The 16,773-nt window shown below is 63.9% G+C and carries 20 protein-coding genes; 4 read left to right on the plus strand and 16 right to left on the minus strand.

Features of this window, described 5'->3' with window-relative positions; genetic code table 11:
• Positions 1–117: 117 nt before the first annotated feature.
• Both ACYVGY_RS00440 and ACYVGY_RS00445 read right to left on the minus strand, forming a co-directional pair.
• A complete protein-coding gene (locus ACYVGY_RS00440) occupies positions 118–1,842 on the minus strand; it encodes a M28 family metallopeptidase (RefSeq protein ID WP_460455521.1) in 1,725 nt (574 codons plus the stop codon).
• A gap of 112 nt (positions 1,843–1,954) precedes the next feature.
• The gene (locus ACYVGY_RS00445) at positions 1,955–2,680 is read right to left on the minus strand and encodes a DUF4097 family beta strand repeat-containing protein (protein WP_460455522.1); all 726 of its coding nucleotides are present in this window, start codon (positions 2,678–2,680) and stop codon (positions 1,955–1,957) included.
• Between the two features lie 132 nt (positions 2,681–2,812).
• On the opposite strand from ACYVGY_RS00445, the gene gpmI reads away from it, so the two are divergent.
• The 3 genes from gpmI (at position 2,813) to ACYVGY_RS00460 (ending at position 6,883) form a co-directional block, all read left to right on the plus strand.
• On the plus strand, positions 2,813–4,357 hold the full coding sequence (gpmI, locus tag ACYVGY_RS00450; protein WP_460455523.1) for a 2,3-bisphosphoglycerate-independent phosphoglycerate mutase: 1,545 nt from the start codon (positions 2,813–2,815) through the stop codon (positions 4,355–4,357).
• Positions 4,354–5,514 (plus strand): murein hydrolase activator EnvC family protein, encoded by a 1,161-nt coding sequence (locus ACYVGY_RS00455; protein ID WP_460455524.1) that lies wholly within the window; start codon positions 4,354–4,356, stop codon positions 5,512–5,514. Before gpmI ends, ACYVGY_RS00455 begins: the two co-directional genes overlap by 4 nt.
• Positions 5,515–5,620: 106 nt before the next feature.
• On the plus strand, positions 5,621–6,883 hold the full coding sequence (locus ACYVGY_RS00460; protein ID WP_460455525.1) for a S41 family peptidase: 1,263 nt from the start codon (positions 5,621–5,623) through the stop codon (positions 6,881–6,883).
• Between the two features lie 18 nt (positions 6,884–6,901).
• On the opposite strand, the gene ACYVGY_RS00465 is transcribed toward ACYVGY_RS00460, so the two are convergent.
• From ACYVGY_RS00465 to ACYVGY_RS00525, 13 genes are all read right to left on the minus strand, one after another.
• Positions 6,902–7,213 (minus strand): DUF5076 domain-containing protein, encoded by a 312-nt coding sequence (locus ACYVGY_RS00465; protein ID WP_460455526.1) that lies wholly within the window; start codon positions 7,211–7,213, stop codon positions 6,902–6,904.
• 53 nt (positions 7,214–7,266) lie between these two features.
• The gene (locus tag ACYVGY_RS00470) at positions 7,267–7,563 is read right to left on the minus strand and encodes a DUF3817 domain-containing protein (protein ID WP_460455527.1); all 297 of its coding nucleotides are present in this window, start codon (positions 7,561–7,563) and stop codon (positions 7,267–7,269) included.
• Positions 7,564–7,610: 47 nt separating this feature from the next.
• On the minus strand, positions 7,611–7,862 hold the full coding sequence (locus ACYVGY_RS00475) for a DUF6868 family protein (protein ID WP_460455528.1): 252 nt from the start codon (positions 7,860–7,862) through the stop codon (positions 7,611–7,613).
• A 72-nt stretch (positions 7,863–7,934) separates the two neighbouring features.
• A complete protein-coding gene (locus ACYVGY_RS00480; RefSeq protein WP_460455529.1) occupies positions 7,935–8,309 on the minus strand; it encodes a hypothetical protein in 375 nt (124 codons plus the stop codon).
• Positions 8,310–9,329: 1,020 nt separating this feature from the next.
• Positions 9,330–9,551 (minus strand): hypothetical protein, encoded by a 222-nt coding sequence (locus ACYVGY_RS00485; RefSeq protein WP_460455530.1) that lies wholly within the window; start codon positions 9,549–9,551, stop codon positions 9,330–9,332.
• Positions 9,552–9,633: 82 nt separating this feature from the next.
• Positions 9,634–10,005: a hypothetical protein gene (locus ACYVGY_RS00490; RefSeq protein ID WP_460455531.1), complete on the minus strand. Its 372-nt coding sequence runs from the start codon at positions 10,003–10,005 to the stop codon at positions 9,634–9,636.
• A 62-nt stretch (positions 10,006–10,067) separates the two neighbouring features.
• The gene (locus tag ACYVGY_RS00495; protein ID WP_460455532.1) at positions 10,068–10,409 is read right to left on the minus strand and encodes a hypothetical protein; all 342 of its coding nucleotides are present in this window, start codon (positions 10,407–10,409) and stop codon (positions 10,068–10,070) included.
• Positions 10,410–10,510: 101 nt separating this feature from the next.
• Positions 10,511–11,086, minus strand: a complete 576-nt coding sequence (locus tag ACYVGY_RS00500) for a DUF6624 domain-containing protein (protein WP_460455533.1) — start codon at positions 11,084–11,086, stop codon at positions 10,511–10,513.
• 394 nt (positions 11,087–11,480) lie between these two features.
• Entirely contained in the window at positions 11,481–12,020 is a 540-nt protein-coding gene (locus ACYVGY_RS00505; protein WP_460455534.1) for a hypothetical protein, read from the minus strand.
• 56 nt (positions 12,021–12,076) lie between these two features.
• A complete protein-coding gene (locus ACYVGY_RS00510) occupies positions 12,077–12,388 on the minus strand; it encodes a hypothetical protein (protein WP_460455535.1) in 312 nt (103 codons plus the stop codon).
• A 115-nt stretch (positions 12,389–12,503) separates the two neighbouring features.
• Positions 12,504–13,660 (minus strand): IS3 family transposase gene (locus ACYVGY_RS00515; RefSeq protein ID WP_460455536.1). Its coding sequence is split into 2 segments (ribosomal slippage): positions 12,504–13,411 and positions 13,411–13,660, totalling 1,158 coding nucleotides; the frame shifts between segments, so codons are not numbered across the junction.
• A 112-nt stretch (positions 13,661–13,772) separates the two neighbouring features.
• Positions 13,773–14,642: a restriction endonuclease gene (locus ACYVGY_RS00520; RefSeq protein ID WP_460455537.1), complete on the minus strand. Its 870-nt coding sequence runs from the start codon at positions 14,640–14,642 to the stop codon at positions 13,773–13,775.
• Positions 14,643–14,839: 197 nt separating this feature from the next.
• Entirely contained in the window at positions 14,840–15,685 is an 846-nt protein-coding gene (locus ACYVGY_RS00525; RefSeq protein ID WP_460455538.1) for a hypothetical protein, read from the minus strand.
• A gap of 327 nt (positions 15,686–16,012) precedes the next feature.
• On the opposite strand from ACYVGY_RS00525, the gene ACYVGY_RS00530 reads away from it, so the two are divergent.
• Positions 16,013–16,447, plus strand: a complete 435-nt coding sequence (locus tag ACYVGY_RS00530) for a hypothetical protein (protein WP_460455539.1) — start codon at positions 16,013–16,015, stop codon at positions 16,445–16,447.
• Here the strand turns inward: ACYVGY_RS00530 and ACYVGY_RS00535 are convergent.
• Positions 16,444–16,767: a DUF1820 family protein gene (locus ACYVGY_RS00535; protein ID WP_460455540.1), complete on the minus strand. Its 324-nt coding sequence runs from the start codon at positions 16,765–16,767 to the stop codon at positions 16,444–16,446. The two genes, ACYVGY_RS00530 and ACYVGY_RS00535, sit on opposite strands and share 4 nt — an antisense overlap.
• Positions 16,768–16,773 lie beyond the last annotated feature (6 nt).

Consider the following 16,773-nt stretch of genomic DNA (forward strand, 5'->3'; position numbering starts at 1 on the left):
GCCGAAAAGCTTCGGGCCTGAAGGCCCTCCTACAGGAAGCAATAGATGGCGCCGCGGATGTCAGAAAGCAAAAAGGCCGCCCCGAAGGGCGGCCTTTTTTGTTGCGATTGCGAGGGATCAGTTCGCGGCTTCAGCGCGCGACGCGTCGCGGGCGGCCTTGAAGGCATTGCCCTCGACGTAGTTCGGCCAGGCCTCGTTGCCGGCCAGCTCGCGGCCGACGCCGTACAGCGCCATCAGGTCCTGCACCACGCCGCGCAGATCCCAGTTCGGATCGAACTCGTCAGCCGGCTTGTGGTACGCGATCGAGCCGTAGTTGGCCTGGATCTCGCGGCCGTAGTCCTTGCCCTTCTCGACGTGGTCGATGCCGCCCTTGGCGTACAGCGCGGGCACGCCGAACTTGGCGAAGCTGAAGTGGTCGGAGCGGAAGAAGAAGCCCTTCTCGACGCCGTCCTCTTCAACCAGGGTGCGACCCTGCGCGGTTGCGATCGGCTCAAGCACCGCGTCCAGCTCGGAATTGCCCAGGCCGATGACCACGAAGTCCTTGGTCGGACCGACGACGCTCATCGCGTCCAGGTTCACCACCGCCACCGTGTCCTTGAGCGGAATCACCGGGTTGGCCGCGTAGTACTTCGAACCCAGCAGGCCCGACTCTTCCAGCGTCACCATCAGGAACACCACCGACCGCGCCGGCTTCGGGTTCTGGACCGTGAACGCCTCAGCGATCTCCAGCACGCCCGCCACGCCGGTCGCGTTGTCGATGGCGCCGTTGTAGACGTGGTCCTCGCCTTCGCCCGCTGCTTCACCGCCGTGGTCACCCAGATGGTCCCAGTGCGCGGTGTAGACGATCGCTTCGTCCGGGCGCTCACTGCCGGGCAGCTTGGCCAGGATGTTGCGCGAGGTGCTCTCCTTGACGCTGGAGTTCAGCGTCGCCGAGAACGTCGCGTCGCCCAGCGCCACCGGCTTGAAGCCCGGCACGTTGGCGGCGGCGCGCATCGCTTCAAGGTCCAGCCCGGCGTCGGCAAACAGCTGGGTGGCTACGTCACCGGTGATCCAGCCCTGCAGCGGCAGGCGCGGCTCCGGGTCGGCGCTGGCGGGCAGGTCGTACTGCGCGCCGGACCAGCTGTTCTTCACCACGTCCCAGCCATAGCCGGCACCGCTGTCGTCATGGATGATCAGCGCGGCGGCGGCACCCTGGCGGGCGGCCTCTTCGTACTTGTAGGTCCAGCGGCCGTAGTAGGTCATCTTCTTGCCGCTGAAGAGTTCCTCGCTGCCGGCGTGGAAGCCCGGGTCGTTGACCAGCAGCACCACCGTCTTGCCCGTGACGTCCAGGCCTTCGTAGTCGTTCCAGCCGGCTTCCGGCGCATTCACGCCGTAGCCGACGAAGACCATCTCGCTGGCGTCCACTTTCACTTCAGCCTGCGCGCTGCGCGTGCCCAGCGCCATCTGGCTGCCGAAGGCGAGCGGGCGCGATTCGCCCTTGAGCGAGATGGCTGCGCTGGAGCTGGCTTCGTCGGCCGTGGTCTCGACCATCGGCACGTCCTGGAACCAGCTGTCGCCGTTGCCCGGCTGCAGGCCCAGTCGCTGGAACTGCGCGACCAGGTAGTCGGCGGTCATCTGCTCGCCGGCGGTGCCCGGGGCGCGGCCACCGAAAGCATCGGAGGACAGCACCTTCACGTGATGGGCGAAGTCTTCGGCGGAAATCTCGGGGCCAAAGCCGTGCTCAACCGGCGGTGTCGAGGCGGTCGAGGCGGTCGGGGTGGCCGGAGTGGCTTCCGGCGCCGGCGCCGGGCTGCAGGCCGACAGGGCCAGCGCCGCGGCGGCGAAAATCAGGGTGCGCTTCATCGTAGTGGGTTCTCCGCTATGGGGAACCCCGATTCTAAAGCTATTGTGGGAGGGACTTCAGTCCCGATGCGTTTGGGCGAAAGACATCGGGACTGAAGCCCCTCCCACAGGCTTACTCGCGGGGGGGCAGGGTGTCGGTGAAGGCCTGGGCGGTGGCGCCCGTCACGGCACCGATGGTCGCCGTCGCGTGCACGAACAGTTCGACCTCATGTTCGAACACCAGCGAACCCGACACCTGGGACTGGGCACCGATCACGACCCGCGGCGTGCGCTTGTTGCCCGAAGTCCACCAGCCCATCGTCGGCTTCTCGACCAGGATGTCGCCTTCGATGCGGGCGCCTTCCTCGAGCGTGATGTCGCCATGGACGGTATTCACATCGCCGCCTACCACAGCGCCGATCAGATGGATGCCGCCGTTGACCGTCACCGCATCGCCGCCAATCCGGGCGCCGCGACGGGCCTTGATGCCGCCGTTCACCGTTTCCACCGAGTCCGCGACGCGCGCATCGCCGGCCACGGAAATGCCGCCGTTCACCGTCTCGGCTTTGCCCACTTCGGCGTTCGCGCCAATGGAAATGCCGCCGTTGACCGTTTCGGCCTGACCGACCCGCGCCTTGGCGGCGATGGAGATGCCGCCGTTGACGGTGTCCGCCTTCTCCACGATCGCGCCTTCGCCAATGGTGATGCCGCCATTGACCGTATCGAGCGATCCGTAGGTCTGGCCGGCCTGGGCGGTGATGCCGCCAAAGATCTTGTCGACGTCCTGCTCGGCCAAGGCAGGGCCGGCGGCCATAGCCAGGGAGAGGGAAATAAGGGCGGCGAGGGTAGGAACGCGCATGCTTGGACTCCTGTAGGTTCACGCTTGTGATGCCGGGGCCGGCCGGAGGGTTTAAGCCCAAACCGGCTCGAACGGGTCCAGACTGCCCCACGGCGCTACAATTTCCCCGTGCCTATCGTCCCGGAGTCGCTCGTGCCTGCCGCCCAGAACCGCCCCAAGCCCTTGCTGCTTCTGATCCTCGACGGCTGGGGCCACCGCGAAGACCCGACCGACAACGCCCTGGCGCAGGCCCGCCTGCCGAACTGGCGCCGGCTGCTGGCCGACTGCCCGCACACCCTGGTGCACACCGAAGGCCGCCACGTGGGCTTGCCGGACGGGCAGATGGGCAATTCCGAAGTCGGGCACATGAACATCGGCGCCGGCCGCATCGTCTACCAGGACCTGACCCGCGTGGACGCCGCCATCGAAGACGGCAGCTTCTACGCCAACCCCGAACTGCTCGCGGCCTGCCGCGCCGCCAAGGCCGCCGGGGGCGCCCTGCACATCATGGGCCTGCTGTCCCCGGGCGGTGTGCACAGCCACGAGTCACACCTGTTCGCCATGATCGAGCTCGCGCGCCGCGAAGGCGTCGCCGACATCGCCGTGCATGCCTTCCTCGACGGTCGCGACACCCCGCCGCGTTCGGCCGAGCCCAGCCTCGAACGCCTGCTGGCGGTGTGCGCGGCCGGCGAGGGCGATGCCCACGTCGCCACCCTTTGCGGCCGCTACTACGCCATGGACCGCGACCAGCGCTGGGACCGCGTCGAGCGCGCCTATCGCGCCATCGCCGACGCCGAGGCGGACGACACCGCCTCCGACGCCATCACCGCCCTGCACGCCGCCTACGGCCGTGGCGAGAACGACGAATTCGTCCTGCCCACCGTCATCAGCGGCGGCCGCGCCATGCGCGACGGCGATGCGGTGGTGTTCATGAACTTCCGCGCCGATCGCGCCCGCCAGCTCACCCGCGTGTTCGTGTCGCCTGACTTCAAGGATTTCGCGCGGCCGCGGTCGATCGCTCTATCGCGCTTCACCTGCCTCACCGAGTACGACGCCAGCCTGCCGGCCCCGGTCGCCTTCGGCCCCGAAGACCTGCGCAACACCTTGGGCGAAGTGCTGGCGGCCCATGGCCTGACCCAGCTGCGTATTGCGGAAACCGAGAAGTACGCCCACGTCACCTTCTTCATGAGCGGCGGCCGCGAGGCCCAGCTGCCGGGCGAGGACCGCGTGCTGATCCCGTCACCCAAGGTCGCCACCTACGACCTGCAGCCGGAAATGAACCTGCCCCAGCTCACCGTCCGCCTCACCGAGGACATTCGCGCGCGACGGCACGACGTGATCATCTGCAACGTCGCCAACCCGGACATGGTCGGCCACAGCGGCATCCTGGCCGCGGCCATCAAGGCCGCCGAAGCCGTGGACGACGCGCTGGGCGCGATCCGCGCCGCCCTGCGCGAGGTCGGCGGCGAGATGATCGTCACCGCCGACCACGGCAACCTGGAAATGATGCGCGACCCGGACACCGGCCAGCCGCACACCTCGCACACCGTCGGCCCGGTGCCCATGGTCTACGTCGGCCGCGCCGCTACCCTGCGGTCGGGTGGGGCGCTGCGCGACCTCGCGCCCACCGTGCTGCTGCTGCTCGGAATTACGCCGCCGCCGGAAATGACCGGTCGCTCGCTGGTGACGTTGGCTTGATCCGTTCCGCCGTGCTCGCGTTGGCCACGCTGCTTCTGCTGGCGCCGCCCGCCTTGGCCCAGGGCGCGGCGGAGCGGGCGCGTGAAGAGGCCCAGGCGCAGCAGCGCCTCGATACCCTGCGTGCGCAGATCAGGCAGATCACCACCGAACAGCGCGCCGCGGACGCCGAACGCGGTGAGGCCACGCGGGAACTGCGCGCCGCCGACGCCACCGTTTCCGACGCCGTGCGCGCCCTGCGTCGCACCGAAGCGGGCATCGCCACCCAGGAGCTGGAGCTGCAGCAGCTCGAGGCCCGCCAGGCAGAACTGGAAATCGGCCTGGCCGACCAGCGCGAGGCGCTCGCCGCCCTCGTGCGCTCCGCCTACGCCCTGGGCCGCCACGAACAGCTCAAGCTACTGCTGGCCCAGGACCGCATGAGCGACCTGGCCCGGGTGCTGGCCTATCACCGTTATTTCCAGGCTGATCGCCAGCAGCGCATCACCGGCCTGATGGCCGAGCTGCGCGAACTGGCCATGGTGGCCCAGCAGATCACCGACCAACGCCAGATCCTCGAAGCCGCCCGCCTGCAGCAGCAGACGGAACTGGCGGCGCTGGAAGCCCAGCGCGGCGAACGCGCCGGGGTGCTGGCGGCGCTGGAATCGAAGCTCAAGGATCGCGCCGCACGCTTGGCCACCCTGGGTCGCGACGAGAAGTCTGTCGTCAAATTGCTCGAACAGCTGCGCGACGCCGTCGCCGACATTCCGCGTCAGGTGGACGACAACCGGCCGTTCGCGACCCGTCGCGGCCAGCTCGGCAGGCCGCTCGCCGGCAGCGTGCTCGCAGCCTTCGGCGGAAAACTGCCCGATGGCCGCACCAGCGACGGCCTCCTGATCGCCGGCACCGCCGGCGCCGAAGTCCGCGCCGCCGGGCCCGGCCGGGTGGCGTATTCGGACTGGCTCAAGGGCTATGGCCTGCTGGTCATCCTCGACCACGGCGACGGCTGGATGAGCCTGTACGCCTTCAACGACGCCCTGCTCAAGGACGTGGGCGACTGGGTCCGCAGCGGCGAACCCCTGGCCACCGTCGGCAGCTCCGGCGGCCAGGGCCGCCCCGGCCTCTACTTCGAACTACGCCGCAACGGCCAACCCCAAGACCCCAAACCCTGGCTCCGCCCCTAACCCCCCCCCTAAACCCCCTGTAGGAGGGCCTTCAGGCCCGAAGCCCTTCGCCCAAAAGCTTCGGGCCTGAAGGCCCTCCTACAGCGAATCAGCGCATAATTACCCCATGCGCACCCTCCCCCTGCTGCTGGCTCTCCTGGCTCCCACGGCCGCCTTTGCTGAAGAGGCCGCCGTCCCGACGCCCGAAACCATGCCGCTGGACGAAATCCAGCGCTATGTCGCCGTCTACCGCGCCATCAAGGAAGCCTACGTCGAGCCCATCGACGACCAGACCCTGATGAAGGCCGCCCTGCGCGGCCTGTTGGCCGACCTGGACCCGCACAGCGCCTATCTTGAAAAAGAAGACGCCGACAGCCTGGTCGAGCAGACCGAAGGCGCCTACTCCGGCGTCGGCGTCGAAATTGAACAGCGTCCAGACCGCAGTCTGTTGGTGGTCGCCCCGATCGATGGCACCCCCGCCCAGCGCGCCGGCCTGCGCGCGGGCGACGTGATCATCGCCATTGACGGTCAGGCGCTCACTTCGCCCGGTGCCGACGTCGCCAGCCGCGAGCTGCGCGGGCCGGAAGGCAGCCAGGTCACCGTAACCTTCCTGCGCATGGGCGACACGGCGCCGCGCGACCTGGTCATGACCCGCGAAACCATCCGCATCACCAGCGTCAGCAGCCGCCTGCTGGAGCCGGGCTACGGCTACCTGCGCATCGCCAACTTCCAGTCCGACACCGGCCCGCAGGTGCTGCGCCAGCTGCGCGCGCTCAACGGCAAGACCGAAGGCGGCCAACTGTCGGGCCTGGTGCTGGACCTGCGCAGCAACCCGGGGGGTCTGCTCAATGCCGCGGTCGAAGCTGCGGACGCCTTCCTCGACGACGGCCTGATTGTTCGCACCAAGGGCCGCCTGGTGTATTCGAACGCCAGCTTCCACGCAAAGCCTGGCGATCTGCTCAAGGGTGCGCCGATCGTGGTGCTGGTCGACGCCGGCACCGCCAGCGCCGCCGAGGTCCTGGCCGGCGCCCTGCGCGACCACCGCCGCGCCCTGCTGATGGGCAGCCGCACCTTCGGCAAGGGCTCGGTGCAGACCGTGGTGCCGCTGGACAACGGCGACTCGGTCAAGCTCACCACCGCCCGCTACTACACGCCCAACGGCCGCTCGATCCAGGCACGCGGCATTCGTCCCGACGAAATCATCCGCGGCGTCACCAGCCGCGACCTGCGCGAGCAGGACCTGCCTGGCCACCTGCTGGGCGACCAGGAAGTAGGCGATGGCTTTGCCTTGGGTGAAGTGATCGAAGGCGACGAGGCCATTGCCACGGCGCTGGCGCGCCTCAAGCTGCCCATGCGCACCAGTGCTTCCCGGGACAGCGGCCTGCGCTGACCCGGCAACGACCGCCGGTCAGGAGTGACCGGCCTGGAACCCGCCTTCTACCTCTGAGGTAGACGCCGCAAACTCATCGTCGAACGCGCGCCGGATACCCGCCAGCGTATCGGCCTGGGAGACGCCGAACTGCTGCTGCATGGCATTGGCGATATGCCGGGCGACGTCCGCCAGCAGGATGCCCCAGCCGGCCGATTCGTCGCGACCGCTTTCGTGCCAGCGACCGACATTGAGCGAACAGTGCAGGCCACGCTCGGCTGCCCAGGCGCTGAGCAACTGCACGGATTTTTCGTCGCGCTGGGCGGCGGGCGGAACGACAAGCGGCTTCATCGGCAAACTCCTTGGATCGGGGGGCAAAGGTTACTACCCCAACGGCGAAAGCGTTACCCGGCCGCCTGTGCCTGATGCAGTTCGCGCCGCAGCCGCGCATCTATCAGCAGGAAGCCGAACGGAACCACGGAACAAACCAGCGCCAGCGCCCAGGCCCACACCGACCAGCGCTGCAGGTGGCTGACCGCCAGCGACACCAGCACGTAGGCCAGCCACAGCAGGCCATGCGCCATGCCGACGGGCCAGACGAAGTCGTAGCCGAACTGGTACTTGGCGGGCATGGCGATGAACAGCAGCGTGATCAGGGACAGGCCCTCGACCAGGCTGAGCAGGCGGAAGAACTTGAGCATGGTTTGTCCTGAAGTGCGGGGAAACAACGGGCGATTGTAATCGTTGCCTAGCTGCCGGCGCCGATGAGCCAGAGGGCGATCAGCGGGACAAGATTGAAAAGGAAGATTCCAATCTTGTAGACCGCCATGCTTGTGTAGTGGATTGCGTCAAACTGATCGGGCGGCAGTCGAAACCAACGACCGTGCAGCCCGAACAGGAAATCCTTGGCAAAGGCGAACATAAGGAACCACGCAAGAAGGATTCCATAGTTGATCGCCAGCGAGTAGAGCAGGAATGACTGTACAAATTCCACGTCCACGAATCTCTCCTTGGCAGCTAGAGCTTCAGCTGGGCCGAGCCGAAGGCGTCGGATTGAACGGTGAATCAGCTACTAGTGCATGACCAGCTTGTGCAAGTAGGGCGCGAACGGTGGCTTCGGAAACACCTCGCCAACGTAGGTCGCCCTCCAGCATCGCGAGCGACCGTTGTCCTTGTCAGCCAGATAGCCCACGATTTCGCCCGACGCATCAATTTCAAGGATTTGGGTTAGCGTTCCCTCTGCCTTGAAATAGCAGCCGTCACGCTCGTCCAGGCCGTGCGCGTTGTTGAACTCCGCCCAAGTGGCGGCGTAAACGGCCATCGCTTCGGGTTGCGCGGCAAGCTGGGCCTCGGCGCGCGCATTGGCCTGCTCAAAGTCAGTAGGCGTCTGAGCGGACGCCGGGACGGCGAGAGCGAGCGCAATGAGTAGGAAAATAGACCGGTTCATGAGCCGCCCCTCCTTTGAGGCATGGCGTGATGGTTGAGCCGCGGATGCCTGACAGGCAGCCTCTACACGTTCAACTGAATAGTCTGTCGGGGCGAAAAATTCAAGCTGAATCAATTCCTCAACAGCAAGGCTCCAGACGAGCCTGTCCCTTGAAGACCAATCGGCGCATTCGCCGGAATCAATGGAGCGCGCGATGCGGCTTTGGATCGATCACGTCATGCACGAATTTAGCCCATCGCCCAGTCGGCCGCTGAGTTCGGCCTGCATGGCGCATTCGGCACCACGCCTGCCTAGTCCGGAGGGGCGATCCTGATCGCGGCGTAGCGCTCACGCGCCCCCTGGGCCACTACGCACGTTGCAGGAATGTCTTTCCCATTGACGCGGATCTTCCCTTCGGCATGGAGCGTATTGCCGTTTCGCCAGTGCCTGCCGGTCCATTGATAGGTGGGGAGCCCCTGGCCCGCATAGTGGGCACGCGTCTCCGTTTCACACCACGCCAGGAGTTGACCCGCCGAGGCGAAGACGATCTCTTCGTACGGAGCGTCGGCGCTTGGGTGCGGGGTCGCATACGAGATGCCAGACAGGCTACTGAGCAGGGCTGCAAGTGCGATTCGCATAGAACCTTCTTGTGATTCCTGGGGCCTTGATTCAGGCCGCGCCACGGGGTCGGACCAAATGATTGTCTAGGCCGGGATTGGCGTGTCCAAGGCGACGCCGCAATAGGGGCAGAAATTGCAGTGCGGTTTGACCAACGCCCCGACCCGTAGAGCAAGATCAAAGTGACTCCGGCATTTCGGGCAACGGATAGCGACCAGTTGCCATATGAAAACGATCAAAAACCCGCTTGCGATTATGGGCAGGCCCCATTCGACGTTCACCAGCAAGGGCATCGGGAGGAACAACGCAAGATAGATCAGCCAGAAGAGCTTCCTCTGCTTCTTTAACTTGTCGCGAATAGTCATCGAGGCCTGACGCCTTGGCTGAGCCGACACACGACGTGGGTTCGGTTTGAATGATTCGCTAGGCCTGGGGCGAAGCAGTAACGCGAAGGCCCATATGGAACAAATACCCAACCGCCACGCAGCCGGCTGAGACACCAACTGCCAGCGGCCAACTAGGCAGGAACGCCAGCAGGCCGACCATGCACACGATGCTGAAGGTGCCGAGGTTGACTATCAGTCCCGCGAGCTTCGTGCGCTCTGCCGAGGAGTTGGAAAAGCCGGTGCTGAGGTAGGAAGGCATGTTCACTTCACTCCTTTCGAAAGTTTCTTAGGTCCTAACGCCTGGGTAAGGCCGCGCCGAAGGCGGCGGCTTGACTGACCCGTTAGGCGGCGCACCACAGCGCGATGCCACCGATGACAAACAGTACCAGCCACGACAAGTGCTTGCCGCGGGTCAGGAGTAGCGGAAGAAAGCCCGAGGCCAGCGCAGTCACACCGACGATCTGGAGCATGCCCGACACCGTCAGGTCACCACGACCAGCTTGCAAGAGCAGGGCGGCGAACCCGAACCACGCGATCGTGGTGATGTGCCAAGCGAAGCGCAGCGTGCGAGTCGTGAAGTCCGAACTGCCGAAAAGCTCTGGCAAATTACTGCGGCGAAACAGGCGGGTAAGGATGTACCGCTCACCGAGCCAAGAATGGGCCGCCCCGAGCGCCACGGCCAGGCCTGCTGCTATGTAGAGAAGTCCTTCCATTGTGGCTTAACGCTTTGAGTTAAGCCGCGCCGAAGGCGTCGGCTTGAATGATTGGTTAGGCCTCAGTTTACCCAGCCTGACTGCTTAAGCGCTTCAGCAAACTCAGGCCGCATAATAAGTACCCACTCTCTATTTGACACTGATCGAGGCGGTGCAAAATCGACGAGCAGCGCAAGTCCGGCGTTCTTGTGACCTAGTGCCGAGCCTACCTTCTCAGCCAGCCGCCCATACCAAAGATTAATGCCTCGGAAGTCCACATAACCGGCCGCCTGAGCGAGCCTTGTGGCGGTCTGAGCTCGACCCGGCGCCTTGTAGTGCGCCTGCAAAAAAAGCGGTTGACGGCCTCCCGGCTTCTTCATCGATTTCAGCACGGCACCGAATTGTTTGGCTGTTGGAAATGGCATCGCGACACTCCGTGGTTGAGGCCTAACGCCATGTTAAGCCGCGCCGGCCGTACGGCCAGAGCAAGCGAAGAGAGAGCTCCAGCGTCGGCTTGAACATATAGTTAGCCGTCTTCGCGACACATGGAAATTGCCATTTTAATGTAATCCTCAAGCTTTTCTGGAAACAGCCCGGCAGCCGCCCGCCGGGCATTGACGTCCTCCGGGGACTCTATCTCCCTCACCACCCACTTACCGTCATTCGTGCACTCACCCTGCGTTCCATAACGCTGAGGTGAATGGATCCGGTCCCAAAGGTAGGCGTACTCGGACGCCTTCACATCGCCAGAGCTGACCAGAGGCTGCAAGAGCTCTAGCACTTCTCGCTGAAAAACCGGATCGTGGTCGGAGTGCTGCACGATAAGCCAAGCAGCTTGCGCCCCGTCGTCTCCTACGAGACTTCGGCCCGGCCAGCCGTTCTCTTTGATAATCCTCTTGAGGCGGGACGCATGCTCCTTGTTCAGTTTGTCTATCAAGACGTCCGCTTCAGAGACACTGATGTTTTGATCAGGCGATCTCGCCGACTGATCCATTTCGGCCATTTTCAGGAGTTCAACGCGAAGTGACTCACCTCTCGTGCCCGACCAGCAGCAAAGTGGGAAGAGAAGGAGCAGCAATAACAAAGCAGGGCGTGGAAACATGGGTAACACCGTAGTTCAGCCGCGTGCCGGAGGCACGTCGGCTTGAATGATTGGTTAGGCGCCGTCACCGGCGCCGCAATCCTCTGAACGCACACTTCCGTGGAAGACCAAACTCCAGCCAGCCTCAACGTTCACATACCTATAAGTGTTCATTGCGCCGTTCCGGTAGTCGCATTGCGAGAACTCCAGCTTAGCTCCGACGGGCGCGGCACCTGCGGCGCGCGGCTCGATGCAGCCCATGGTGGTACAAAGCGAAGACGTCGTTGGGGCGGTTGCACAGGCGGCCAAAAGTGCTGCGAACGCTAACAAAATAAAAACTCGGATCATTGAGCGCTCCCTTGGGGCCTAACGCCTTGAGTTAAGCCGCGCCGCAGGCGTCGGCTTGAATGATTGGTTAGACCGATGACGCGTGCCTATCAACTCGCTCGCGCCACTCGGCCCAGAACATCGCCCACCCGCACCTATCAAGATCATCGTCCAACTCTGCCTTTGGAGTGGAGGCAGCATAGAACTCCTCGACCTGCCGGGCGAAGGCAATTACAGCCGTGCGCCAAGCCTGCAAGGATACGACCGCAGATCGCTCACCCCGCACGACCCTTACCAAGTTCTCAGGTAGGTGCTCAATACTCAAGTCTACTCCGCCTCCGCAGCCCATTATTAGCAAGCTGTCGTTCTCTCCAACTGGCCATGCGCTGAACGCGCAGCACGGAAGCAGCACGTTCTCGGGCGCGACCGAAGCATCAGGCGTGTGAGACGAGTCAAGCGTGCGGAGAAGATAGAAGGCCGCACCGCTCAAAGTGATCTCACCGTCTTCCGCGCCAACAAAGTTGACGCCATGTGCCGCCATCGCGACTTCGCCATGTGCGCACTGGTCCGCCGGATTATCCGCTTCGCCCTGGATCCATCGCATCGAATGTGCGGTGATGGTAAGCAACGGTCTAACGCCTGAGTTAAGCCGAGCCGCGCAGCGGCTTCGGCTTGAATGATTGGTTAGGCTACTGAGTGTTTGCGCTGAAACGAAACATAGGGCGCAAGGATAGCTGAGGTTGCCGCTAAGGCAAGGGATAGCGCCCCAACCACATAGAACGCTGACTCGAAGCCAGGATTGACGGGCCCAACGACGGGGAGCGGACCTGCCAGGATAAATGTTGCTGGGATGGTCGGAAGAAGCAACAGGCCAAGCAGCCCTGAGTAGAAAGCCAAACCGTGGACTCTCAACTCTCCGCGGCGTCCGGCAAGAAGCGCCCAGACGTGAACAATCATCGCCGCGACTGGTACAGCCAAAAGGAAGATGCCATTCATCGCGTGCTCCTTGGGCCTAACACCTTAGTTAAGCCGCGCCGAAGGCGTCGGCTTGAATGATTGGTTAGGCCTCAAGCCTACAACGGAACGCAATCGTATACTTGCCTAGGGGGTTCTACCCCGTTTCCACGGACGGTTTGATTAAGGCTTGAAACTCCCGATCACGCCGGGCAACTCTACGACGCATTCGTGGATTGTGGAACCGCTCCAGGTAGTCGAACAGGTCGGCCCGCGCTTCGTCCCGGGTCCGGTAGTGGGTGCGGTACACGCGCTCCCGCTTGAGCACCCCGAAGAACCCCTCGCAGGCCGCGTTGTCGCCGCAATGGCCGACCGCGCTCATGCTGCAGACCAAGGCGTTGCCGCCCAGGAATTTCTGGTACGTGCCGCTGATAAATTGCCCGCCGCGATCCGAATGCAGGATTACTTCGGCGTCGCCTTCCCGCTGCCACACCGCCGCTTGAACTGCACGCACCACCATGTGCCGGTCCTGGCGATGGTGCATCGACCAGCCCATCACTCGCTTGCAGTACAGGTCCAGCACGACGCACAGGTACAGCTTTCCCTCGTCCGTCAGGATCTCGGAGATATCCGTGACCCATTTGGTCTCGGGCTCGAAGGCGTCGAAGTCGCGCTCAAGCAGATTCTCGATCCCGACCGGGCGACTGCCGGGTTTCGGGCCAAACCGCCGCCTTTTGCGCTGCGGCCAGCCCTGAAGCCCGTTCGCCGCCATCAGACGCGCCACCCGGTTGAGGCTGGCGCCTTCGCCCTCGTCGCCTAGGTCTTCGTGCATGCGAGGTGCGCCCAAGACGCCCCGGCTGTCCTCATGCATCTCACGGATGCGCACCAGCAAACGCGCATTGTCCTGCGCCCGCGGTCCCGGCTCGCGCCCGGACCAGGCGTAGAAACCACTCGTCGACACTTCAAGGCAACGGCACATCATCCGTACGGGAAAGTCTTTGCGGCAGTACTCAATCACCGCGTACCGTTCGGTGATTGCTTCGCGAAGTACGCCGCCGCGCTTTTTAAAAAGTCACGCTCCTTGGTGACTCGTGCCAGCTCGCGTTTGGTACGGGCCAGCTCCTCGTCGCGCGGCGCTCCGCCGCCAGAGAAAGCCTTGGTTCCGCCGGCCTCAGACTCGCGGACCCAGCGGGTCAACAGGCCTGGGGTGACGCCAACCTCCAGGGCAATCTTTCGGCAGCTCGACTTCGATCCGCGAACCAGTTCGACCAGCTCCTGCTTGAACTCAGGGCTGTATTGCTTGCGCTTGGACATGGACACTCCTTTGACCCAGTATGGGTCTTAGTGAAAGTGTCCGCAGAATCGGGGTAGAACCCAATAGCGCCTGGGCAGGGGAGGGCCCGGGGTCAGGGGCCGGAGGCACGGATCAGGACTGAATCTGGAACAGATCCCGCACAGAGCAAAACACTTCCCCACGCTCGGCCGCGTGCCGCAACTTCCGGTCGAGGACTTCTGGCAGCGGTATCCGTTTGTCGAGCATGGTCCAAAGGTCCAGCCCATCCATGCATACGATCGCCTTCGCTCGTCCGAACGACTGCAGTCCGTCCTCGGTGAACCCGCTGTTGCTGATGAACAACCCCCGCGCCCACGCGGCCTTCTCGGTCACCTTGCCGTGGAAGTTCCGAAGGTCCGCCGCCGCTGTCTGCGGGCTATGCCATTTGGCCTCAAGAAGATAGAACTCCCCCTCGAACTTGAAACTACCGTCAATCTGCTCGCCCACAAGGCGGAACGGACTGTTCGGCTGCAGACCGTACGCTCGAAACAGACCGATCAAGAACTTCTCGAAAGCGTATCCGCGCGGATGGGGCTCCAAGTTGTGCAGCGCGATCAGCTCGGACTTGAGCGATTCCACTGGAACCGGCGACGCCGCGGGCGGCGGGGCAACGCCGTGGTCCATATCCCGACCTTCCAGACGCCCAATGACCTCGAGCAGCATGCCATCGGCATTTGGCAGTTCATCCGTCCGCCCCGAGTCTCGGTAGATCTTGGCGCGGCATTTGAGTAACTCCCGGAGCGTTCGGGCGGCGGTGGCCTTGTCGACGACTTGCAAGAAGGTACGAAGCCGCTTGGCCTTGGACGTACCATTCACCGCGAAGCTCAGGTCGTTGAAGTCGATGTTGAGTTCATCCAGGAAGAACTCTGCAATCGTGCGATCAGAGAAGTTGAGCACGTAGCCCGATTCCATCTCCAGCACGCGGTCGACCACCCGCATTTCTGATGCCTTCAAGTTCGACATGCCATCCCTCGATCTATGCCCGATACGCCCCGACCGCGACGTCCCCCGGGGCAATCATCAGCGATCAGACGGGGACGGGCAAACCGGCTCAGCGCGCTCTTCCCCTCGTGTTGACCAGCTTTGAAGTCAAGCTCGCTCCCAAAACTGTCCGAGTCCAGCCAGGGCTGGAGAAGTGCAGGTCGCCACCCGCCGGCAGGTCAGGCGAAAGCGTTCGCCTCAGGCCAGCGTTCGATCGCGTCCAGGAACGCTTCGACACCGTTATTGCTCTTGGAGAAGCATCGGGCGATGGGCATACCGACGCCCGCCTCGGTTATCCGCCTGCGAAGCGCGTTGACCCTTCGCTCCCACGCCTTGTCCAACAACACCAGGTCGCAGTAGTCCACGGCATTTACCGCATGCATGAAATCCAACGCGTCGTTCCGGGTAATGGTGGCATTGACGTCCAGGACAAAGTCTCGCGAAAGGTCACCAGCGATCACAAACTGCCGAGATCGGCCATCTCCTGGCTTGGCGGCTTTGGCCTTTGCTCGGTAGGACTCAAGCTGCCGGCAGCGTTCGAATGTGGCCTTGATGGGCAGGGCTGCCCCGTCCAGGCTTTGGACCATATCCTGACGGCGGTCATTAACCAGTTGGAACATGCCTTGGAAGACGTCCTGTAGCAATCTGGCTTGGCAGAACCGCCGAGAGAACCAATCCAGATTCTTCGTCGCCGGCCGGGGCAGTGAACGCTGGCCGAGACCCGCATCGCCTTCCTCAGACAGCGGTTTGCTCTCAAAAAGATAGATGTGCGGAACCACCTGCGCGAGCAAAGTTTCCGCCAGCGCACAGTGCCGGGGATCGGCGAACAAAGCGAACTCCCCCGTCGACAGCGGCGCAAGCAGCCAGGTGCCGTTCTTGCGCTTGATGGCCTCTGCAAACCGGGTGGTGATCTCAGTGCTTTCGGATATCTCCCGAATCGCGTACGTGTCGAGATAAACCGTGGGACTGACAAACTGCTGGGTCCAAATTACGTCGTCCCCGTCGAAGGAAAAAGAGATTGGCATCCGTCATCTTCCCAAAAAGTGTATTCCCTGAAGTTGCATTAGTCCGTCGTGGCAGATCGGGCCTGCACTGCCTCGGGCTAACGCCTCGAGTATGGACGTCCATTAGAAAATTTCAGCGCGTTAAACGGGTCAATCTATGGACATGGCGTGACTGGCCGAAATCCCTTGAAAAATAGGCCTCATCTCTCATGTCCACACCTGCCTCACCTGCCGGTGCTCCCCCCATGTGCTCAATCGCGGCGGGGCGGGGGTGCTGAGCCCGCTCGACCGCGGCGCCTGAATCCCGGGGCGCTTGCCCGGCGGCGTAGGTTCGGGGACAGTCCGGCCATGGACCTGTATCGCTATGGCTGGGTGGCGTGGATCTGGCGCGTGTTGGCGGGCGCCGGCCTGGCGGCGGCCGGCGGTCTGGCGTGGCTGGCATGGCGCGATAGCTCACCTGCGCTATTGGCCATCGCCTTGCCCCTGGCTTCACCCGGCCTGCTGTTGCCGATGGTCGCGGTGCGCATCCGCCGGCTCGGCGGGGGCGAGATCGTGGTGCACACGCTGGCGTTCTTACCTCGCCGCATCAACATGACGCGGCTGGGGCCGGCGCGGCTCAATACGCACGCTCAAGGCACCGTAGACAGTGTCCATGCCCCGCGTCTGTGGGTGCCGGTGAGGGGCGGGCTGCCGATCCATATCGACCTGGGCGGGCAAATTCCGGATCGCGGCGCGTTCCGGCAGCTTTTCAGGCTGCGCGAAGGCACGGCGTGGCCTGACTAGCGTGGCTTGGCCGGCATCGGGAACGGCGTGACCACTTTCTCGCCGGTGCCCGCATCGCGGATGCTCAGCTGGCCTTTGCGGTCCACCTCTTCCACGCGCACCACGCTTTGCATCGGCAGGTGCAGCACTCGCGTATTGGCGAACTCGTCGCGCAGGCGCTCTTCGGTAGGGTCTACCACCAGGCCTTCGTTGACGTCGAACACCAGGTCGCCGATTTCGGTGAAGCCCCACAGGGAGCTGGCGGTGACGCGCCGCGCATAAAGCTCGTAGATCTTCCCGGCGTTGAGGAAGGTGATCTTGTAGAGGATTCGGGTCGTCATGCCGCG

It is taken from the genome of Arenimonas alkanexedens, from assembly GCF_054781355.1.

Bases quoted from the DNA above. Each gene is read 5' to 3' on its own strand.
- ACYVGY_RS00525 (WP_460455538.1), bottom strand. From the start codon at position 15,685: ATGCCAATCTCTTTTTCCTTCGACGGGGACGACGTAATTTGGACCCAG.
- ACYVGY_RS00495 (WP_460455532.1), bottom strand. From the start codon at position 10,409: ATGCCATTTCCAACAGCCAAACAATTCGGTGCCGTGCTGAAATCGATG.
- ACYVGY_RS00530 (WP_460455539.1), top strand. From the start codon at position 16,013: ATGGACCTGTATCGCTATGGCTGGGTGGCGTGGATCTGGCGCGTGTTG.
- ACYVGY_RS00520 (WP_460455537.1), bottom strand. From the start codon at position 14,642: ATGTCGAACTTGAAGGCATCAGAAATGCGGGTGGTCGACCGCGTGCTG.
- ACYVGY_RS00490 (WP_460455531.1), bottom strand. From the start codon at position 10,005: ATGGAAGGACTTCTCTACATAGCAGCAGGCCTGGCCGTGGCGCTCGGG.
- ACYVGY_RS00460 (WP_460455525.1), top strand. From the start codon at position 5,621: ATGCGCACCCTCCCCCTGCTGCTGGCTCTCCTGGCTCCCACGGCCGCC.
- ACYVGY_RS00440 (WP_460455521.1), bottom strand. From the start codon at position 1,842: ATGAAGCGCACCCTGATTTTCGCCGCCGCGGCGCTGGCCCTGTCGGCC.
- ACYVGY_RS00445 (WP_460455522.1), bottom strand. From the start codon at position 2,680: ATGCGCGTTCCTACCCTCGCCGCCCTTATTTCCCTCTCCCTGGCTATG.
- ACYVGY_RS00485 (WP_460455530.1), bottom strand. From the start codon at position 9,551: ATGCCTTCCTACCTCAGCACCGGCTTTTCCAACTCCTCGGCAGAGCGC.
- ACYVGY_RS00500 (WP_460455533.1), bottom strand. From the start codon at position 11,086: ATGTTTCCACGCCCTGCTTTGTTATTGCTGCTCCTTCTCTTCCCACTT.
- ACYVGY_RS00510 (WP_460455535.1), bottom strand. From the start codon at position 12,388: ATGAATGGCATCTTCCTTTTGGCTGTACCAGTCGCGGCGATGATTGTT.
- ACYVGY_RS00465 (WP_460455526.1), bottom strand. From the start codon at position 7,213: ATGAAGCCGCTTGTCGTTCCGCCCGCCGCCCAGCGCGACGAAAAATCC.
- ACYVGY_RS00535 (WP_460455540.1), bottom strand. From the start codon at position 16,767: ATGACGACCCGAATCCTCTACAAGATCACCTTCCTCAACGCCGGGAAG.
- ACYVGY_RS00470 (WP_460455527.1), bottom strand. From the start codon at position 7,563: ATGCTCAAGTTCTTCCGCCTGCTCAGCCTGGTCGAGGGCCTGTCCCTG.
- ACYVGY_RS00480 (WP_460455529.1), bottom strand. From the start codon at position 8,309: ATGAACCGGTCTATTTTCCTACTCATTGCGCTCGCTCTCGCCGTCCCG.